This window comes from Cupriavidus sp. 8B, assembly GCF_054589115.1.
This window is the reverse complement of record NZ_BAAILO010000125.1, coordinates 105,278-119,519: the sequence shown is the minus strand read 5'-3', so window position 1 is coordinate 119,519 and position 14,242 is coordinate 105,278. Positions and strand designations below refer to the sequence as shown.

The following is a 14,242-nucleotide window of genomic DNA, read 5'->3' as shown; positions in this document are numbered from 1 at the left end:
TCGGGCTCGGACCCCTCTCTTCTTCCGCATGGTGAAAATCAGGCGCCAAACAACCGCCGACCTTCAGCGCCGCTGCTATTGATCAGCAATTCCCTAATGCCTACTCTTGCCATGGCAAGGGACGACTGAAGCAAACGTACCCAAGAACGCCCTAGCCGAAAAGTGTGTTTAGGCAAGATCCGCCCGACGGACAGATCTAAAAGGGACTTGACCTCTATTGATCGTTGCGTCGTGCGTTGTACAAGTCCGTCCGCAGGTCGCCTGTCAGCTCTCAGACCACAGTACTGTGACTCCGCGTGGCGCTCCGTAGCGCTCAACGCGGTGCCAAAGAGAGCGAATGCAAGATTTCTTGGCTGGCGGCGACAACTCGATTACTCTCGTCATAAGGTGGTCGTCGCGCACAGTCCCGTGCGCACCGGTAACTGCCAAGCGGAAGTATTCAGTAGCCGCTTCATTCTTTTTGACCGGGCGGAGCCTTTAGCTGCAGGTATCGGCAACAGTCGACCTGGCGGTGGCGGTGCCGATTTGCCACCAAGGAGAATCGGCGATGAGCAACGAGTCAAGGCTGGAAGGCGACAAGCTCGCGCATCAGGTGGCAGAGGAAGCGAGCCGTATCGACGACGGCGCGATCGTCGATGACCCGAGCGTGCGCGACCATCCGCGCTACCACCAGATGTTTCCGGTCCTGACGGAGGCTGAAGTCGACAGAGTGCGTCGCTTCGGCAGCCAGTGCCACTACGCTAAAGGCGAATTGCTCTATCGTGCCGGAAGTATCTGTCCGGGCATGTTCCTCCTGCTGTCGGGAAAAGTGCGGATAGTCATTCGTGATGGCCTGGGTCACCGGATTGTCCACACCTATACACAACGCGGCGAGTTCACCTCCGATATCACCCAGCTTTCGAGCAAGCCCGCAGTTGTAGATGCGCATGTCATCGAATCTGTCGAAGCGGTGTTGCTGCGGCCCAACCAACTAAGCGCCATGGTGATCAGTGAAGCCGATCTTGGCGAAAAGATCATGCGCGCCTTGATTCTGAGGCGCGTCTTGGCGATTGAACGCGGACAGGGTGCCGTTCTGGTCGGCGCCCCCGGCAATGATCGGCTCCTCGCACTGCAAGATTTTCTGCGCCGCAACGCTTTTCCAAATATGGCGCTCGATGCGGAGCAGGACGCCGACGCCATCGCGTTACTTGAACGCCTGACGCCACAGCCCGATGACTTCCCGCTCGTCGTTTGTCCGAACGGCACTGTGCTGCGAAACCCCGATGTGGGACAGCTCGCCTCCTGCTTGGGTCTGATTCCCGAGTTCGATCCGACGCACGTCTACGATGTGGCGATCGTCGGCGCCGGCCCGGCGGGACTAGCGACGGCCGTCTACGCGGCATCCGAAGGGCTGTCGGTCGCGGTGTTCGACTATCGTGCACCCGGTGGCCAAGCGGGTACGAGTGCACGCATCGAGAACTATCTGGGCTTTCCCACAGGCATTACGGGTCACGCGCTGGCTGGCCGCGCGTTCGTCCAGGCGCAGAAGTTCGGAGCACATATCGGCATCCCGTGCGAAGTCAAGGCGTTGTATTGCGACAAGCACCCGCTTGTCGTGGAGCTTGCCGATGCCCGGCGCATCCTCGCGCGCACCGTGGTCATCGCCAGCGGCGCAGAGTATCGGCGTCCCGTCGTCGAGGGACTTGCGCGCTTCGAGCGCTGCGGCGTCTATTACTGGGCTACGCCAATCGAGGCCAGACTATGCCGCAAGGAGCCGGTGCTGCTGGTCGGCGGCGGCAACTCCGCGGGGCAGGCTGTCGTATTTCTGGCATCGCACGCCGAGCATGTGCACATGTTCATCCGCGGTGCGAGCCTTGAGCAAAGCATGTCGCACTACCTGATCGAACGTATCGGCTCGCTGCCGAATGTGACGCTTCATACGCGCATTGAACTGACTGCGCTCGAGGGGGATGGGCGTCTCGAACGCGTGCACTACCGCGGTGCCGGCGGCATTGAAGGAAGCATGACGGTACATCATCTATTCGTATTCATCGGCGCCGAACCAAATACGAGCTGGCTTAAGACATGCGGCGTGTCGCTCGACAGCAAAGGATTCGTATTGACCGGCACCGACGTTGCCGAAGCTCCCGTGCAAACGCAGCTTTTGCAGACGAGTGTGGAGGGTGTCTTCGCGATCGGCGACGTTCGTTCGGGATCCACCAAGCGTGTCGCGTCGGCGGTAGGCGAAGGCGCGGCCGTAGTGGCGCAGATTCATCGTTTCTCGGCCGGCGTCCGGTGAACGCACCTGTCGACCGGAACGGCCGCAGTTAGTGCGGTATGAAGAAGCGCGCGCATGAATCGGGGGCGGGAGCGCTGTCAGTCGCGCTCCCTGTCTGGTCGGCAGAGGCTGTACGCCAGTGGAATCCAGCAGCGCCCCGGAGTGCTTAGTGACCAGCGCTCTGGCCGCCGTCGACATGCAGGATTTCGCCCGTCACGAAGGGCGCCGAATCCAGATACAGCATGGCGTCCACGATATCGCTCATCTCGCCCATATGACCGATCGGGTGCAGCGCCCCGAGCGCCTCGTGGGTTTCCGGCGCGTGCATCGGCGACTTGATGACGCCTGGCGAGACGGCATTCGCGCGAATGCCGGCCTTTGCGTACTCGATCGCAAGCGATTTCGTGGCCGCATTCAGGCCACCCTTCGTCAGCGATGCCAGTACCGAAGGCACACCGTTGATGGCATGGTCGGCCAGGCTGGTGGTGATATTGATCACGTGGCCGCTGGCGTTCTTCTCCATTTCAGCGATGGCAAGCTGCGTGATGTAGAAGAAGCCAGCGAGGTTCACGCCCGTTACCGCTGCGTAGTCTTCCGCCGTGTACTTGGTGAAGGGCTTCGCGACGAAGATGCCCGCGTTGTTGACCAGTGTGTCGATGCGACCGAAGCGTGCCACTCCTTCGGCGATCACGCGCCGAGCCGTAGCCGGGTCGGCGATGTCACCCGCCACGGTCAGGATGTTGGGGTCGTCGGACGGCTTGATGGATCGCGCTGTTGCGACAACGCGGTAACCGCGCTGACGGAATGCCTTGACCGCCTCTGCGCCAATGCCTTGTGACGCGCCAGTAACGACTACGACCTTTTGTTCAGTGCTCATGTTCAACCTCGAATAAGTTGGTTCGGCTCTCTTGCCGATCGGGCCGGCGGCACCGATTGGTACTAAATCTAGGCGCATTGGCGCTAAGTTCGCATACCCGGCGTGGACAAACAACTTTGCGTGGCAGGAACAAATCAAGCGTGGAACCAGGCTTGGGGGGCGCCCGCTTTCGCATCGCGGGCTCGCCGCGCCTTCGCGAACAAGATCCGTGCAGCGGCGGCGCTGCGCCGAACCACGATGGAAAAACTGATTTGCAGACCAGGTGGCTTTTCCCGGCGCGTTCGCCCGCAAGAATGGCGTCACTGCAACGCGCAGTTCCGACCGTCGCATGCTGCACTCCTCTAGAGCGTTGCTCGAAAAGCAACGAAACGTAAGAATAGTTGCTGTTGCTACTTACGCTCGCCCTTGCCAATATTGGTGAACCCAAGGGGCCGAAAAAAAAGCGTTGATTATTTGGAGACTGGCATGGAAGCAATTCAGACCGCGAATGGAAGGGACGATGTCGTGGCCCTCTATGACAAGCTCAACTGGCGATTGCTGCCATTCCTGCTGATCTGTTATCTGTTCGCCTACCTCGACCGGGTCAATGTCGGCTTTGCCAAGCTGGAGATGCAAAGCGCGCTTGGCTTATCCGATGCCGCCTACGGTGTGGGTGCCGGCATCTTCTTTTTGGGGTATGTGCTGTTCGAACTGCCTAGCAACCTGCTGTTACCGAGAGTGGGGGCAAGGAAGACGTTCAGCCGCATTCTGGTGCTGTGGGGTATCACCTCGGCGTGCATGCTTTTCGTACGCAACGTGCCGATGTTTTATGCAATGCGCTTTCTGCTTGGCGTCTTCGAAGCAGGTTTCGCGCCCGGCATGATCTATTACCTGTCTTGCTGGTACGGTCCGGCACGCATGGCCCGTGCTATCGCGATCGTATTTCTCGCCGGTCCGATCGGTGGCATTGTCGGCGGGCCTGTCTCGGCGTGGCTGATGACGTCGCTTGCCGGTACTGCCGGTCTCTCCGGCTGGCAGTGGATGTTTCTGGTCGAAGGGCTGCCATGCATCTTGCTCGGCGTACTCGCGCTCTTCCTTCTGTCGAATCGGCCCGCGGATGCTGCCTGGCTAAGTGCTCAGGAAAAGCGCATGCTCGAGGCCGAACTCGGGGCGTCGTCGTCGGCCCGAGGCCACTCCTTCAAAGCGGTGGCGCGGGACCCGCGGGTCTATATGCTTGCGATCGCGTATTTCTGCATCATTGCGGCCATCTACGCCATGAGCTTCTGGCTGCCAACGATCCTGAAAGCGCAGGGTATCAACGATACGATTCAACTCGGCTGGTATTCGTCTATCCCCTATGTCGGGGCTGCCTTTGGGATGTATTTCATTGGCCGCAGGTCGGACAGATGCGGCGAACGACGCTATCACAGCGCGGTGCCGGCAATCCTTGCCGCGATATTGCTCGCTTCGTCGATTCTGTCGGACGGCAATCTTCTGGCGACGCTCGTTCTTCTGACACTCGCCACGACCATGCTTTTTATGGCGTACACGGTGTTCTGGGCCATTCCTTCCGAGTACATCAAGGGTAATGCGGCGGCGGGTGGTATTGCCCTCATCAACACCATTGGATTGTCCGGTGGTTTCTGGGGGCCAGCGATGATCGGGTGGACCAAGACAGCGACCGGCAACATGCATCTTGGCCTGCTGGTCCTGGCGTGCATGTCCATGGTCGGCTCAATCCTGCTCGTTGCCAACAAGCTGCCAGAAAAGCAATGAACCGTTCACTCCATCGGATGCGTTGAACGGGATCGCCTGTGGTTTAAGAAATCTCGGAAGCCGGCGTAGGACTGAGCTCACGGACAACGCAGTCAGAACCTTGTCGCCTGTCGCGCGAGGCAACGCCGATCGAGGTGCCGTCAAGATGATTTAATGCGCCGCGTTCCAGTGGGAGCCGGCGGAACAGAGGAGCTCAAATGCTTTTACACTTGTCCACCTGGGCTGAAGTCGGGGAATTTCTGAAGCGCAGCCGCACCATCGCAGTGCCGATTGGCTCGAACGAGCAGCACGGCCCCACCGGCCTTCTGGGTACCGACTGGCTGTGCCCGGAGATCATCGCGCACGAAGCGCAGAGAACCGCCGATATCCTGATTGCCCCCACTTTCAATATCGGCATGGCACAGCATCATCTGGGCTTTCCAGGAACCATTTCGCTGCGGCCGTCGACCTTTATCGCCGCCATTGGCGACTGGACGCGCTCGTTGGCCGTCCATGGGTTCGAGAGAATTCTGTTTCTCAACGGCCACGGCGGCAACGTCGCGTCGATCGAAGCGGCGTTCTCCGAGATCTATGCCGAGGCCAGCTTCGCTAAGCGCCGGGCGGGGTTCGCGCTGAAACTGTGCAATTGGTGGGACCTGAATGGCGTCGGCGAACTGGCGCGCGAGCAGTTTCCGACTGGTCATGGCATCCACGCCACGCCTTCCGAGATTGCAGTCACTCAATGGGCCTTTCCCGACGCCATCAAATCGGCCAGTTACACGCCGCAGATTGCTGCCTCAGGCCCGATCCGCGAAGCGCTCGACTTCCGTGCGCGCTATCCGGACGGACGAATGGGCTCGGACCCTGGTCAGGCGACGCCGGAAAAAGGCGCTGCATTAGTAAAGCTGGCGGCGCAGAGCTTGGTAAGGGAGCTGGATGCCTTTAGCCGCGAGGCGGTACCGGGCTGACCCGGCACGACGACAAGGCATCCCGGCCGTTGCCGGTGTGCCTTTATGCCACTATTGGCTCGCATCCGGGACGATCAATGGCCGCCCAGGCTCTGCGGCGGATCGCGAGGTTGCCGCGCACCTCGCGATCTGGCCGGAATCAATCCGTTGGTGGCTTCGATTCAGCGTTAGCCCAATGAACCGGGGCGGACGCAATGCGCGGCGGCGTCAGTCAGCAACGGTTCCGTCGCGCATCGAATCAGGCGACCTCGACGATCAGTTCGATTTCCAGGCAGGCGCCGAGCGGCAACTGCGGCACGCCCAACGCGCTGCGCGCGTGCTGGCCCCTCGTGCCAAATACCTCGGCGAACAGTTCACTGGCGCCATTGGTCACGAGGTGCTGCTCGGTGAAGTCCGCAGTCGAATGGACGAGGCTCGTCAGCTTGACGATCCGTACGATGGAGTTGAGGTCGCCGGTGGCGGCGTGCAGCGTCGCGAGCAAGTCGATGGCAACCAGGCGGGCCGCCGCGACACCGTCGGCGGTGCGCAGGTCGTCGCCGATGCGGCCGGTCCGAACCTGGCCATTGACGCGAGAGAGATGGCCGGACACGTGGATCAGGTTGCCGGACCGCACGCTCGGCACGTAGGCCGCCGCCGGGCCTGAAGCCTTGGGCAGTTCGATGCCGAGCTGCGTGAGCTTGTCGTAGACCCCCCGCGCCGGCGTGAACACCGGACCGTTCGGTTTCAGGCGCATGCCGGGCTTGAGATGCTTCCATGGCAGGTCCGCCGGATCGGCGATGAACGGACCGGGCGCGCGCACCACGAAAATGTCTTCCGCGATCGCGGCGAAGTCGGCGCGGAAATGCACCGAGCTCTTGTTCACGAGGATCTTCATCGCCGCCGGTTCGATGCCGACCGCGCGGTACATGTTGCGGTCGAGCAGTTGTGCCTTGGTCGAGCTGACGGCGACGAGCACGCCGTCGATCCGCAGTCGCGCCATCGGCCCCATGTCAGCAGCCTTGCCATGCATCATCGGGCCGCCGTAGACGAACTTGCCATCGGACAGCGCCTCCACCTCGAAGGTCGCCCGCAGCGGGGCATCCTCGCTCACCTGTGGGCAGCCACCAAGCGCAATGTCGATCTTCGCGCCAACACCGGCCTGGTGCGCGGCCGCGGCCGCGGCGGGATCGCAGACGATGCCGCTCGCGGCGTCCCGCGCGCCGGCCTTGAGCAGCGCACGCAGCATGCCCATGGTGTTGCCGTCGCCGCCGACGCCCGGGTTGTCCTGCGTGTCCGCGAGGATCACTGGCCGCGTGGCCTGTTGCGCGATCCGCATGGCACGCTGCACCGCTGCATCCGGCTCCTCGAACTGCACGGCCCACTGGCTCTCGGGTTCGCAGATGCGCGCGAACAGCGTGTCGACGGCCTGCTCAACGCGCGCCTTGTCGAAGCCGTACCCCCAGACCACGGGACCGCACTCGGCGAAGTCGGCCGCGGGAAAGCCCGGCGTGAACGACAGCGACAGCACGCCTTGCGGCTCCAGCTCCTCGAGCAGCCCGTAGATACCTTGCGTGGGCTGCAACATCGTGGACATGCTGTTGACGGGAATCAGGAACGGCACGCGCCGTGCCACCAGGTGCGCACGCGTCTCCCGCATGCTCAGCTCCAGCAGCAGTTCGGCCGCGCGCTTGCCCGTGGCGGCCATGTCCACGTGCGGATAGGTGCGATACGCTACCGCGCCATCCGCCAGCGCGAGCATCCGCTCGGTGACGTTGGCATGCAGGTCCAGCGAGACCACGATCTTCATGTCGGGGCCGACCACGGCACGGATGCGCGCCAGCAGTTCGCCCTCGCCATCGTCGAGGTGCTGGGCCACCATGGCGCCATGCAGGTCGAGATAGATCGCGTCGTACGACGCCGTCGTCACCGCCTCCACGATCTCGCCGCCGATACGCTCGTAGGCATCGGTCGTGACGTGGGCCGAGGCACCGGCACCCGCCCAGATCACCGGCGTGACGGTGTGACCATGCTCGCGCACGTGGTGGATGAAGCCGCTGATCGGCACGTTCACGTTCAGCAGGTCATAAATCGCCTCGCCGCGGACCATGGCGGGAAAGTCCTCTCCACGGACGAAGCTCTCGTAGGTGGCCATGGTTGGGGCGAACGTATTGGTTTCGTGCTGGAAACCGGCAACTAGGATATTCAAGGGAAACCTCCTGGAACGGGATGCTGGGACGAGGCGGGGCCGGCGACGCAAGGACCGGCGTCGCCATGGGCACTGCCGTGACGGGTGGAATTATTGCGGCGTCAGCTTGATCGAGTGGGCCAGCTTCCTGAACCTCTGGGTCTCGTCGACGTAGAACGCCGCGGAGGCCTCGAGCGTCTGCGGCTTCATCGGCTGCACGCCGGAGAGCGCAAGGGCCTTGATCAGTTCGGGCGACCGCAGCGCCTGCTGCGAGGCCTCCAGCAATACGCGCGCGCGTTCTGCGGGAATGCCGGTCCTGCCCATGACGCCCAGCCAGATCGAATAGACGAACTCGGACTTGTGCGCGACGCTGGTTTCGGAGATCGCTGGCACATCGGGCAGGGTTCGCATGCGCTGCGTGTCCAGCACCGTGACCGCCTTGATCTTGTGTGTCTCGAGCAGCTGGTTGGAGGCACCGAGGTTTGGCAGGATCGTCATGTCGATCTGGTGACCGGTCAGGTCCGCCAGCAGCGGCGTGGCGCCCTTGTACGGCACCTGCAGCATCTTGGCACCGGTCAGTTGCGCAATGTACTCGGCGACGATGTGGTACATGGTCCCGTAGCCCGGATTGCCGAAGGTCAGGCTCTGGCTGCCCGGCTGCTTGCCGGCCGCGATGATCTGTTCGAGCGAGTTGTACGGCAGGTCGCTGCGCGTCATCACCACGAGTGGGTGGATCGAGACCGGCGCCAGCAGCGCCAGCTCCTCCGATTTGTACTTGGCGCTGGCGAGCGCCAGCGGCGTCAGGATGGCCTCGTTGGGCGAACCCATGATTAGCGTGTAGCCATCGGCCGGACGGCTCAGCAGCCGCTGCACCGCCAGCGCGCCGCCGGCACCGGGCAGATTTTCGATGACCACGGGCTGGCCGAGCGCCTTGGCCATCGTCGGCTGCATGGCCCGCGCAAGCACGTCAGCGGGCCCCCCCGGCGGGAATGCGACCAGCATCGATATAGGCTTGGTGGGAAACGCCTCGGCGGCGGACGCAGGCGCGCTGGCCAGCGTAATCCCCAGGAGGGCGGCGCTAAGCGCCATCCAGCGTTTGAGGGGGCGTAGTCCTTGGTCTTGCATGTCGTCCTCGACTCTCTTAAACCTTCGCGTGGATGACGCAAATGGGTTGGTGAGGCACATTGTTGGCTGTAGAATTCGTTCGAGCAACAGCAATTTCTCCGCTAGATCGTTGCTAAATTGGCAACGTCACCCGGAGGGCAGAACATGCGCGAAATCAATCAAAAGCGGCTGAAATACTTTCATGAGGTGCTCGTGCACCGCTCGATCCGGGGCGCTGCCGAAGCGCTCAATACGGCACCCTCGGTCATCACGCGTCAGGTAGCCTTGCTGGAGGAGGAAATGGGTCTGGCGCTGTTCGAGAGGCGGGCGCGCGGCGTGGTGCCCACCGACGCCGCCGACCATCTGCTCGAATACTGGCGCGCTTGTCAGGCCCACCAGGAGCAGCTTGCCGAGCGGTTGCGTGCCATTGAGTCCATGGATGCCGGCGTGGTGCGGATCGTCGTGAGCGAGGGGTTTATCGACGGGCTCACCGAGCAGATCGTCGCGCCGTTTTGTGAAGTACATCCCAAGCTATCGGTCACGCTCGATGCACTGGCTGTGAGCGAACTGAATAGTGCGGTGATCGAGGACACGGCGCATATCGGCCTAGCCTACAACCCCGAGCCCGATCCGCTGCTCCATTTTGTGACGAGCGCGTCGGCGCCGGTCAAACTCATGGTGCGGGCCGGACATCCACTGACCCGGATCGCCGGTCCGCTGCACCTGCGCCAGATCCTTGACTTTCCGCTGGCACTCATGCCGCCCGGCTACGGCGTCGAGCGGCTCGTGGAAATGCTCGAGTACGCCGAGCACGTGAAGCTGCAACCCTCGCTACGCAGCAACTCGGTGATGGCGCTCAAGCGCTTCGTGCGATCGACCAACGGCGTGACATTCATCGGCGCGGGGCTGGCCGCGGCTGCGGAGATCGAGGCGGGCCAGCTGATCGCGCTCGAGCTTGCGCACCCACTCTGCCAGACGGCACAAGTGCGGCTGTTCGTGCGCCAGGGACGACCGCTGTCGGTGGCGGCCAACCGCCTGCTGACGGAAATCGAGAAAAACTTCTCGGTGTTCCGGAATCAGCCGGCCAACACGTGAGAGCGCCGGGAACTCGGACATTTCGCGCGGGCGCGGCAACTCTATGCCCTTCCAAACTGGACTGCGCCCGCTAATGTCTTTCAAACGTTTTCTAGACGCTCTAGCGAATTGAGCCCGCGTATCAACATGTCCGCATAGCTACGCGGGTTGATATTTGCGCCACAAATAACGACAGCTACGCGCTTGCCTGCGAGCCGAGCTCTGTATGGACCCAAGGCTGCAGCGATCGCGGCCGCACCGGCCGGTTCGACCGCGATCTTTGCCTCTTGTTGTAAAAGAGCGAGCCCAGCGCAAATCAAATCGTCGTCTATCGCAACGAGGTCGTCGAGGTGCGTGCGGCACAGCTGATAAGAGTATGGCGTCACCATAGGCGGAGCGAGGCTGTCGGCGACGGTAGAAGTGCCCCCGAGTTCAATTGCATGGCCAGCCTGAAAGCTCCGGAGCATCGCGTCAGCCCCCGTCGGCTCAACGCCCAGTACTTCGCAGTTTCGATGCACCGCCTTGATCGCTGCCGCAAGACCACCGGCAAGGCCGCCGCCGCCAACTGAAACTACCACCGCATCGAGATCAGGTATTTGCTGGACTAGTTCAAGTCCTAAGGTGCCGGTACCGCAGGCAGTCCGTTCTCCGTCAAATGGGTGGAGGAACGTCATTTTCTCCTCACGCTCAATGCGCATCGCTTCGGCAAACGCTTCAGACGGGGGCTTTAATATCACTTCGGCTCCAAAGTCACGTGCGAGCCTGACGCGCATAGGGTCTGCGATTGACTGCATGACGACCTTCGCACGAGTACCCATCTTCGAGGCGGCCCACGCAACGGCCACAGCGTGATTTCCTGCACTTACTGCGGTTACACCACGCTTGAGCGCGTCAGGAGATAGCGCAAGCATGTTCGCAAGCGCTCCGCGAGCCTTGAATGTGCCGGTGTATTGGAATAACTCCAACTTGAGTACAAGCTGCGATATTCCTTTGGGCACAGTTCCCGGCCATGGAATAGCGGGCGTGCGACGCACATAAGAAAACAGTTGAGCAGCGGTGTTCTCTATCTGTTTTAGTGTCGGCATGTTCTCTTCTTTCTGCTTTAGTGTGGGCATGTTCTCCTCTTTCCGGAAATCTCTGCCGGTTCGGCGCGTCAAGATTTCATCGGCTTTCACTTGCGAAATCGCTTGAGGTCGGCGTCGCGACGGACCCATGAACCGATTGCTGGAAAAGCCTCACCAGTTGATGGGACAAGGTAAAGAAAATCCGCCGCTCTGCTGGCGCCAAAATGGGCTTGTGCAACCGTCCATGTTGCAAATAGCCTAAGAAGTGTAGTGGCGGGCTAGCGATTGGCGATCACGGCGCCGGTCGCCACGATCAGGACCGATCCCGCCACCCACCAACGCTGGCGCGGGACCATATGTCGCTTCTTCATTTCTGCCATTGCTTCACCAACTCGATCATTCATGAACTTCGAGAAAACCTGCTGCGCCACGCGAGGCCCATCAGCGCGCCGTGTTTTGCGGCGCGGCGACCGCGCTAGCGGCCAGGCCATCGGGACGGGCGATGCGTGCCTGCGCCCACTCGGCCACGAGCAGCGCGGCCGCGATGAGCACGGCACCGACGAGACCCAGCGCGTGGGGGTCGATCCAGGTGATGGCGGCACCGCCAAGCAAGCCCGACATCGATACGCCGACATAGATCGCGGCCGAATTCAGGCCCAGGAGCAGCGGCGCGGCGGCGGGCGTGATGCTGATCAGGCGATGCTGCTGCGGAACGATCAAGCCCCATCCGCACACGCCCCAGACGACAAGGGCGGGAATAGCGGTGGCGAGCGACGCCGAGGTCCAGGGCAACAGCGCGAAATCGAGCGCGACGAGCGCGATCGTGGCATTGATGATGCGGCGGCTTCCGAAGCGGTCGGTCATCCGGCCGGCAGCCAGGTTGCCGGCCGTCGCCGCCACACCCCACAGCAGCAGCAGTCCGGCCAGGATGCGCGCGTCGCCGCCCGTGGCCCGGTCGAAGCTCGATCCGATGTACGTGTAGACCAGGAAAAGACCCGAGTAGACGAGCCATGTCGTCAGCAGCGTCAGCAGCACCCGGGCATCGCCCAGCGGCGCGAGCCGACGCGCGAGGCTGACCGGCGGCGGCGTCGGGATATCGCGCAGGCGCCAGGCCACGCCCATCGCGGCCAACGTGCCGACCGCCGCGACAAACCACATCGTCGCGCGCCAGTCGAGCCAGCCGCCGATGAAGGTGCCCAGCGGCGCGCCCAGCGCGGTGGCACTGGACAGCCCGGCGACAACGATAGCAAGCGCGCGGCCCCGCTGTTCGGGAGGCACCAGCGACGCACCGGTGGCCGTCGCGGTCGGGCTGAACATTGCGGCCCCCAAGCCAGCGATTAGGCGGCTGGCCAGGACGAGCCCGATGCTGGGCGCCATGGCCGTCACCACGTTGCCCAGCACGAACACGGCAAGCCCGGCCAGCAGCAGCCGCTTGCGCGGCCAATGGGCCGCCGCCGCCGCGATGACTGGCGAAAGCAGCGCGTAGCTCATCGCATAGACCGTGACCATTTGCCCGGCCAGCGCCACCGACACGCCCAGCGATGCCGAAACCTGGGAGAGCACGCCAGCTACCACGAAGCTGTCCGTACCGATGGCAAACATGCCACTGGCCAAAACTATCAGACGTTTATCCATTTGGAAGTCCTTTTGCGGCACATGCGGGCCATCCAGGCGCACGTTGGGTGCTAATAAGTTTCGTGACGAAACTTACGATAGCGCATTACGTTGCATGACGCAACTCTTTCATTTAGGATGACGACATGTACCGAAAAACTTTCGAAGGCATGAACTGCTCGGTGGCGGGCGCGCTCGAGCAGGTCGGCGAATGGTGGAGCTTGCTTATCGTGCGGGAATGCACGATGGGTACGACACGCTTTGACGATTTCCAGCACAAGCTGGGCATCGCGCGCAACGTGCTGACTGCGCGGCTCAACCGCCTGATCGAGCACGGCGTGCTGGTGAAGGTGCTGGCCGAGGGCAGCGAGCGCCGCAACGAGTACCGGCTGACGGAGAAGGGAGAGGCGCTCTACCCGGTCCTTGTCGCGCTGATGCAATGGGGTGACGCGTGGTGCGGGCCCCAGACGCCGATCCGTATCGTCGAGGACAGCACCGGCCACCCCATCGAACCGGTAAGCGTGCGCGTAGGAGCGCGAAAGCTTGGCCTGCGTGACGTACGATTCGAGCTGGGCGACGGCGCCACGGCAGGTACCAAAGAGGTCGTCAGGGCGCGCAACCTTGCCATTCTGGGCAAGGAGTGACAGACCACGCCTGCTGGGTCAGGCACAGCCTGTATGCGTCACGACGCGGCGCCAGCAATTCGCCACGGGGGCCCCGACGCGAGCGATGCAACCGGACTCGAATGAGGCCGGCTACTTGTCCACCAGTACTCGCGCTTCTCTCCCGCGAAATAGAGTTGCCGCCCCGTGACGAATCGCGCGCTCACGTGGCCGGCACCACAAGCTGGGCACCCTTCTTCACGATATAGGTGGCCAGTTCCGATGCCGTGCCGCTGCCGACATTGCGCGCCGAGTGAGGGGTCCCGGCCGGGATGAACAGCGACTCACCAGCCTTGAGCGTGACCGGCCGGTTGTCGCCAAGCTGGTATTCGAGCGTCCCTTGCAGGACATGGGCGATCTCCTCGCCCGGATGCGCATGCTTCGGCGCGAATGCGCCAGGATCGAAATCGACGCGCACCTGAATGCCCTCGCGATCCGGCACACTGAGGTCGTGCCGGACGAGATCGGTGCGATGCACGTCTGCCGTTTGCGCTTGCGCCGCGTGTAGCGTCAGGCCGCCGACGGCCAGTAGGATGGCCGCAGCCAGGATTTGGATTGCTTTCATCTGGAGACTCCTAACTTCTGATGGACAAACAAAGAGCTTCCGCCTCAGGCCGACCACGCATCGATGGCGCGCGGGCGGGCGAGAAAGCGGCCTCATCGTGTGGCCGGCGCCAATCGCGACGCCGGCGGGAATGCCGTGGATTATTTGGCGTCGAATGCG

11 protein-coding genes are annotated in these 14,242 nt (G+C 62.6%); 5 read left to right on the top strand and 6 right to left on the bottom strand.

The window, feature by feature from the left end; translation table 11 throughout:
- Nucleotides 1-547 precede the first annotated feature (547 nt).
- Nucleotides 548-2,278: an FAD-dependent oxidoreductase gene (locus ACYP5B_RS13665; protein ID WP_459570004.1), complete on the top strand. Its 1,731-nt coding sequence runs from the start codon at nt 548-550 to the stop codon at nt 2,276-2,278.
- Nucleotides 2,279-2,423: 145 nt separating this feature from the next.
- Here ACYP5B_RS13665 and ACYP5B_RS13660 read toward each other — a convergent pair whose 3' ends face one another.
- Nucleotides 2,424-3,134 carry an SDR family NAD(P)-dependent oxidoreductase gene (locus ACYP5B_RS13660; protein ID WP_459570012.1) on the bottom strand — a complete coding sequence of 237 codons (711 nt, stop codon included), beginning with the start codon at nt 3,132-3,134 and terminating at the stop codon, nt 2,424-2,426.
- 465 nt (nt 3,135-3,599) lie between these two features.
- Here ACYP5B_RS13660 and ACYP5B_RS13655 point away from each other — a divergent pair, with 465 nt between their 5' ends.
- Both ACYP5B_RS13655 and ACYP5B_RS13650 read left to right on the top strand, forming a co-directional pair.
- Nucleotides 3,600-4,889 (top strand): MFS transporter, encoded by a 1,290-nt coding sequence (locus ACYP5B_RS13655; RefSeq protein ID WP_459570002.1) that lies wholly within the window; start codon nt 3,600-3,602, stop codon nt 4,887-4,889.
- Between the two features lie 197 nt (nt 4,890-5,086).
- Complete coding sequence (locus ACYP5B_RS13650) at nt 5,087-5,836, top strand: creatininase family protein (protein ID WP_459570001.1); 750 nt, start codon at nt 5,087-5,089, stop codon at nt 5,834-5,836.
- A 238-nt stretch (nt 5,837-6,074) separates the two neighbouring features.
- Here the strand turns inward: ACYP5B_RS13650 and ACYP5B_RS13645 are convergent, their stop codons facing one another.
- Both ACYP5B_RS13645 and ACYP5B_RS13640 read right to left on the bottom strand, forming a co-directional pair.
- Entirely contained in the window at nt 6,075-8,021 is a 1,947-nt protein-coding gene (locus ACYP5B_RS13645; RefSeq protein ID WP_459570000.1) for an Atu1372/SO_1960 family protein, read from the bottom strand.
- 90 nt (nt 8,022-8,111) lie between these two features.
- Entirely contained in the window at nt 8,112-9,125 is a 1,014-nt protein-coding gene (locus ACYP5B_RS13640) for a tripartite tricarboxylate transporter substrate binding protein (protein ID WP_459569999.1), read from the bottom strand.
- A 144-nt stretch (nt 9,126-9,269) separates the two neighbouring features.
- Here ACYP5B_RS13640 and ACYP5B_RS13635 point away from each other — a divergent pair, with 144 nt between their 5' ends.
- A complete protein-coding gene (locus ACYP5B_RS13635; protein ID WP_459569997.1) occupies nt 9,270-10,199 on the top strand; it encodes a LysR family transcriptional regulator in 930 nt (309 codons plus the stop codon).
- An 80-nt stretch (nt 10,200-10,279) separates the two neighbouring features.
- Here the strand turns inward: ACYP5B_RS13635 and ACYP5B_RS13630 are convergent, their stop codons facing one another.
- On the bottom strand, nt 10,280-11,293 hold the full coding sequence (locus ACYP5B_RS13630) for a threonine ammonia-lyase (RefSeq protein ID WP_459569995.1): 1,014 nt from the start codon (nt 11,291-11,293) through the stop codon (nt 10,280-10,282).
- Nucleotides 11,294-11,683: 390 nt separating this feature from the next.
- A complete protein-coding gene (locus ACYP5B_RS13625) occupies nt 11,684-12,877 on the bottom strand; it encodes an MFS transporter (RefSeq protein WP_459569994.1) in 1,194 nt (397 codons plus the stop codon).
- A gap of 125 nt (nt 12,878-13,002) precedes the next feature.
- Here ACYP5B_RS13625 and ACYP5B_RS13620 point away from each other — a divergent pair, with 125 nt between their 5' ends.
- On the top strand, nt 13,003-13,500 hold the full coding sequence (locus tag ACYP5B_RS13620; protein WP_045243210.1) for a winged helix-turn-helix transcriptional regulator: 498 nt from the start codon (nt 13,003-13,005) through the stop codon (nt 13,498-13,500).
- Nucleotides 13,501-13,681: 181 nt separating this feature from the next.
- Here the strand turns inward: ACYP5B_RS13620 and ACYP5B_RS13615 are convergent, their stop codons facing one another.
- Nucleotides 13,682-14,083 carry a cupin domain-containing protein gene (locus ACYP5B_RS13615; protein ID WP_459569993.1) on the bottom strand — a complete coding sequence of 134 codons (402 nt, stop codon included), beginning with the start codon at nt 14,081-14,083 and terminating at the stop codon, nt 13,682-13,684.
- Nucleotides 14,084-14,242 lie beyond the last annotated feature (159 nt).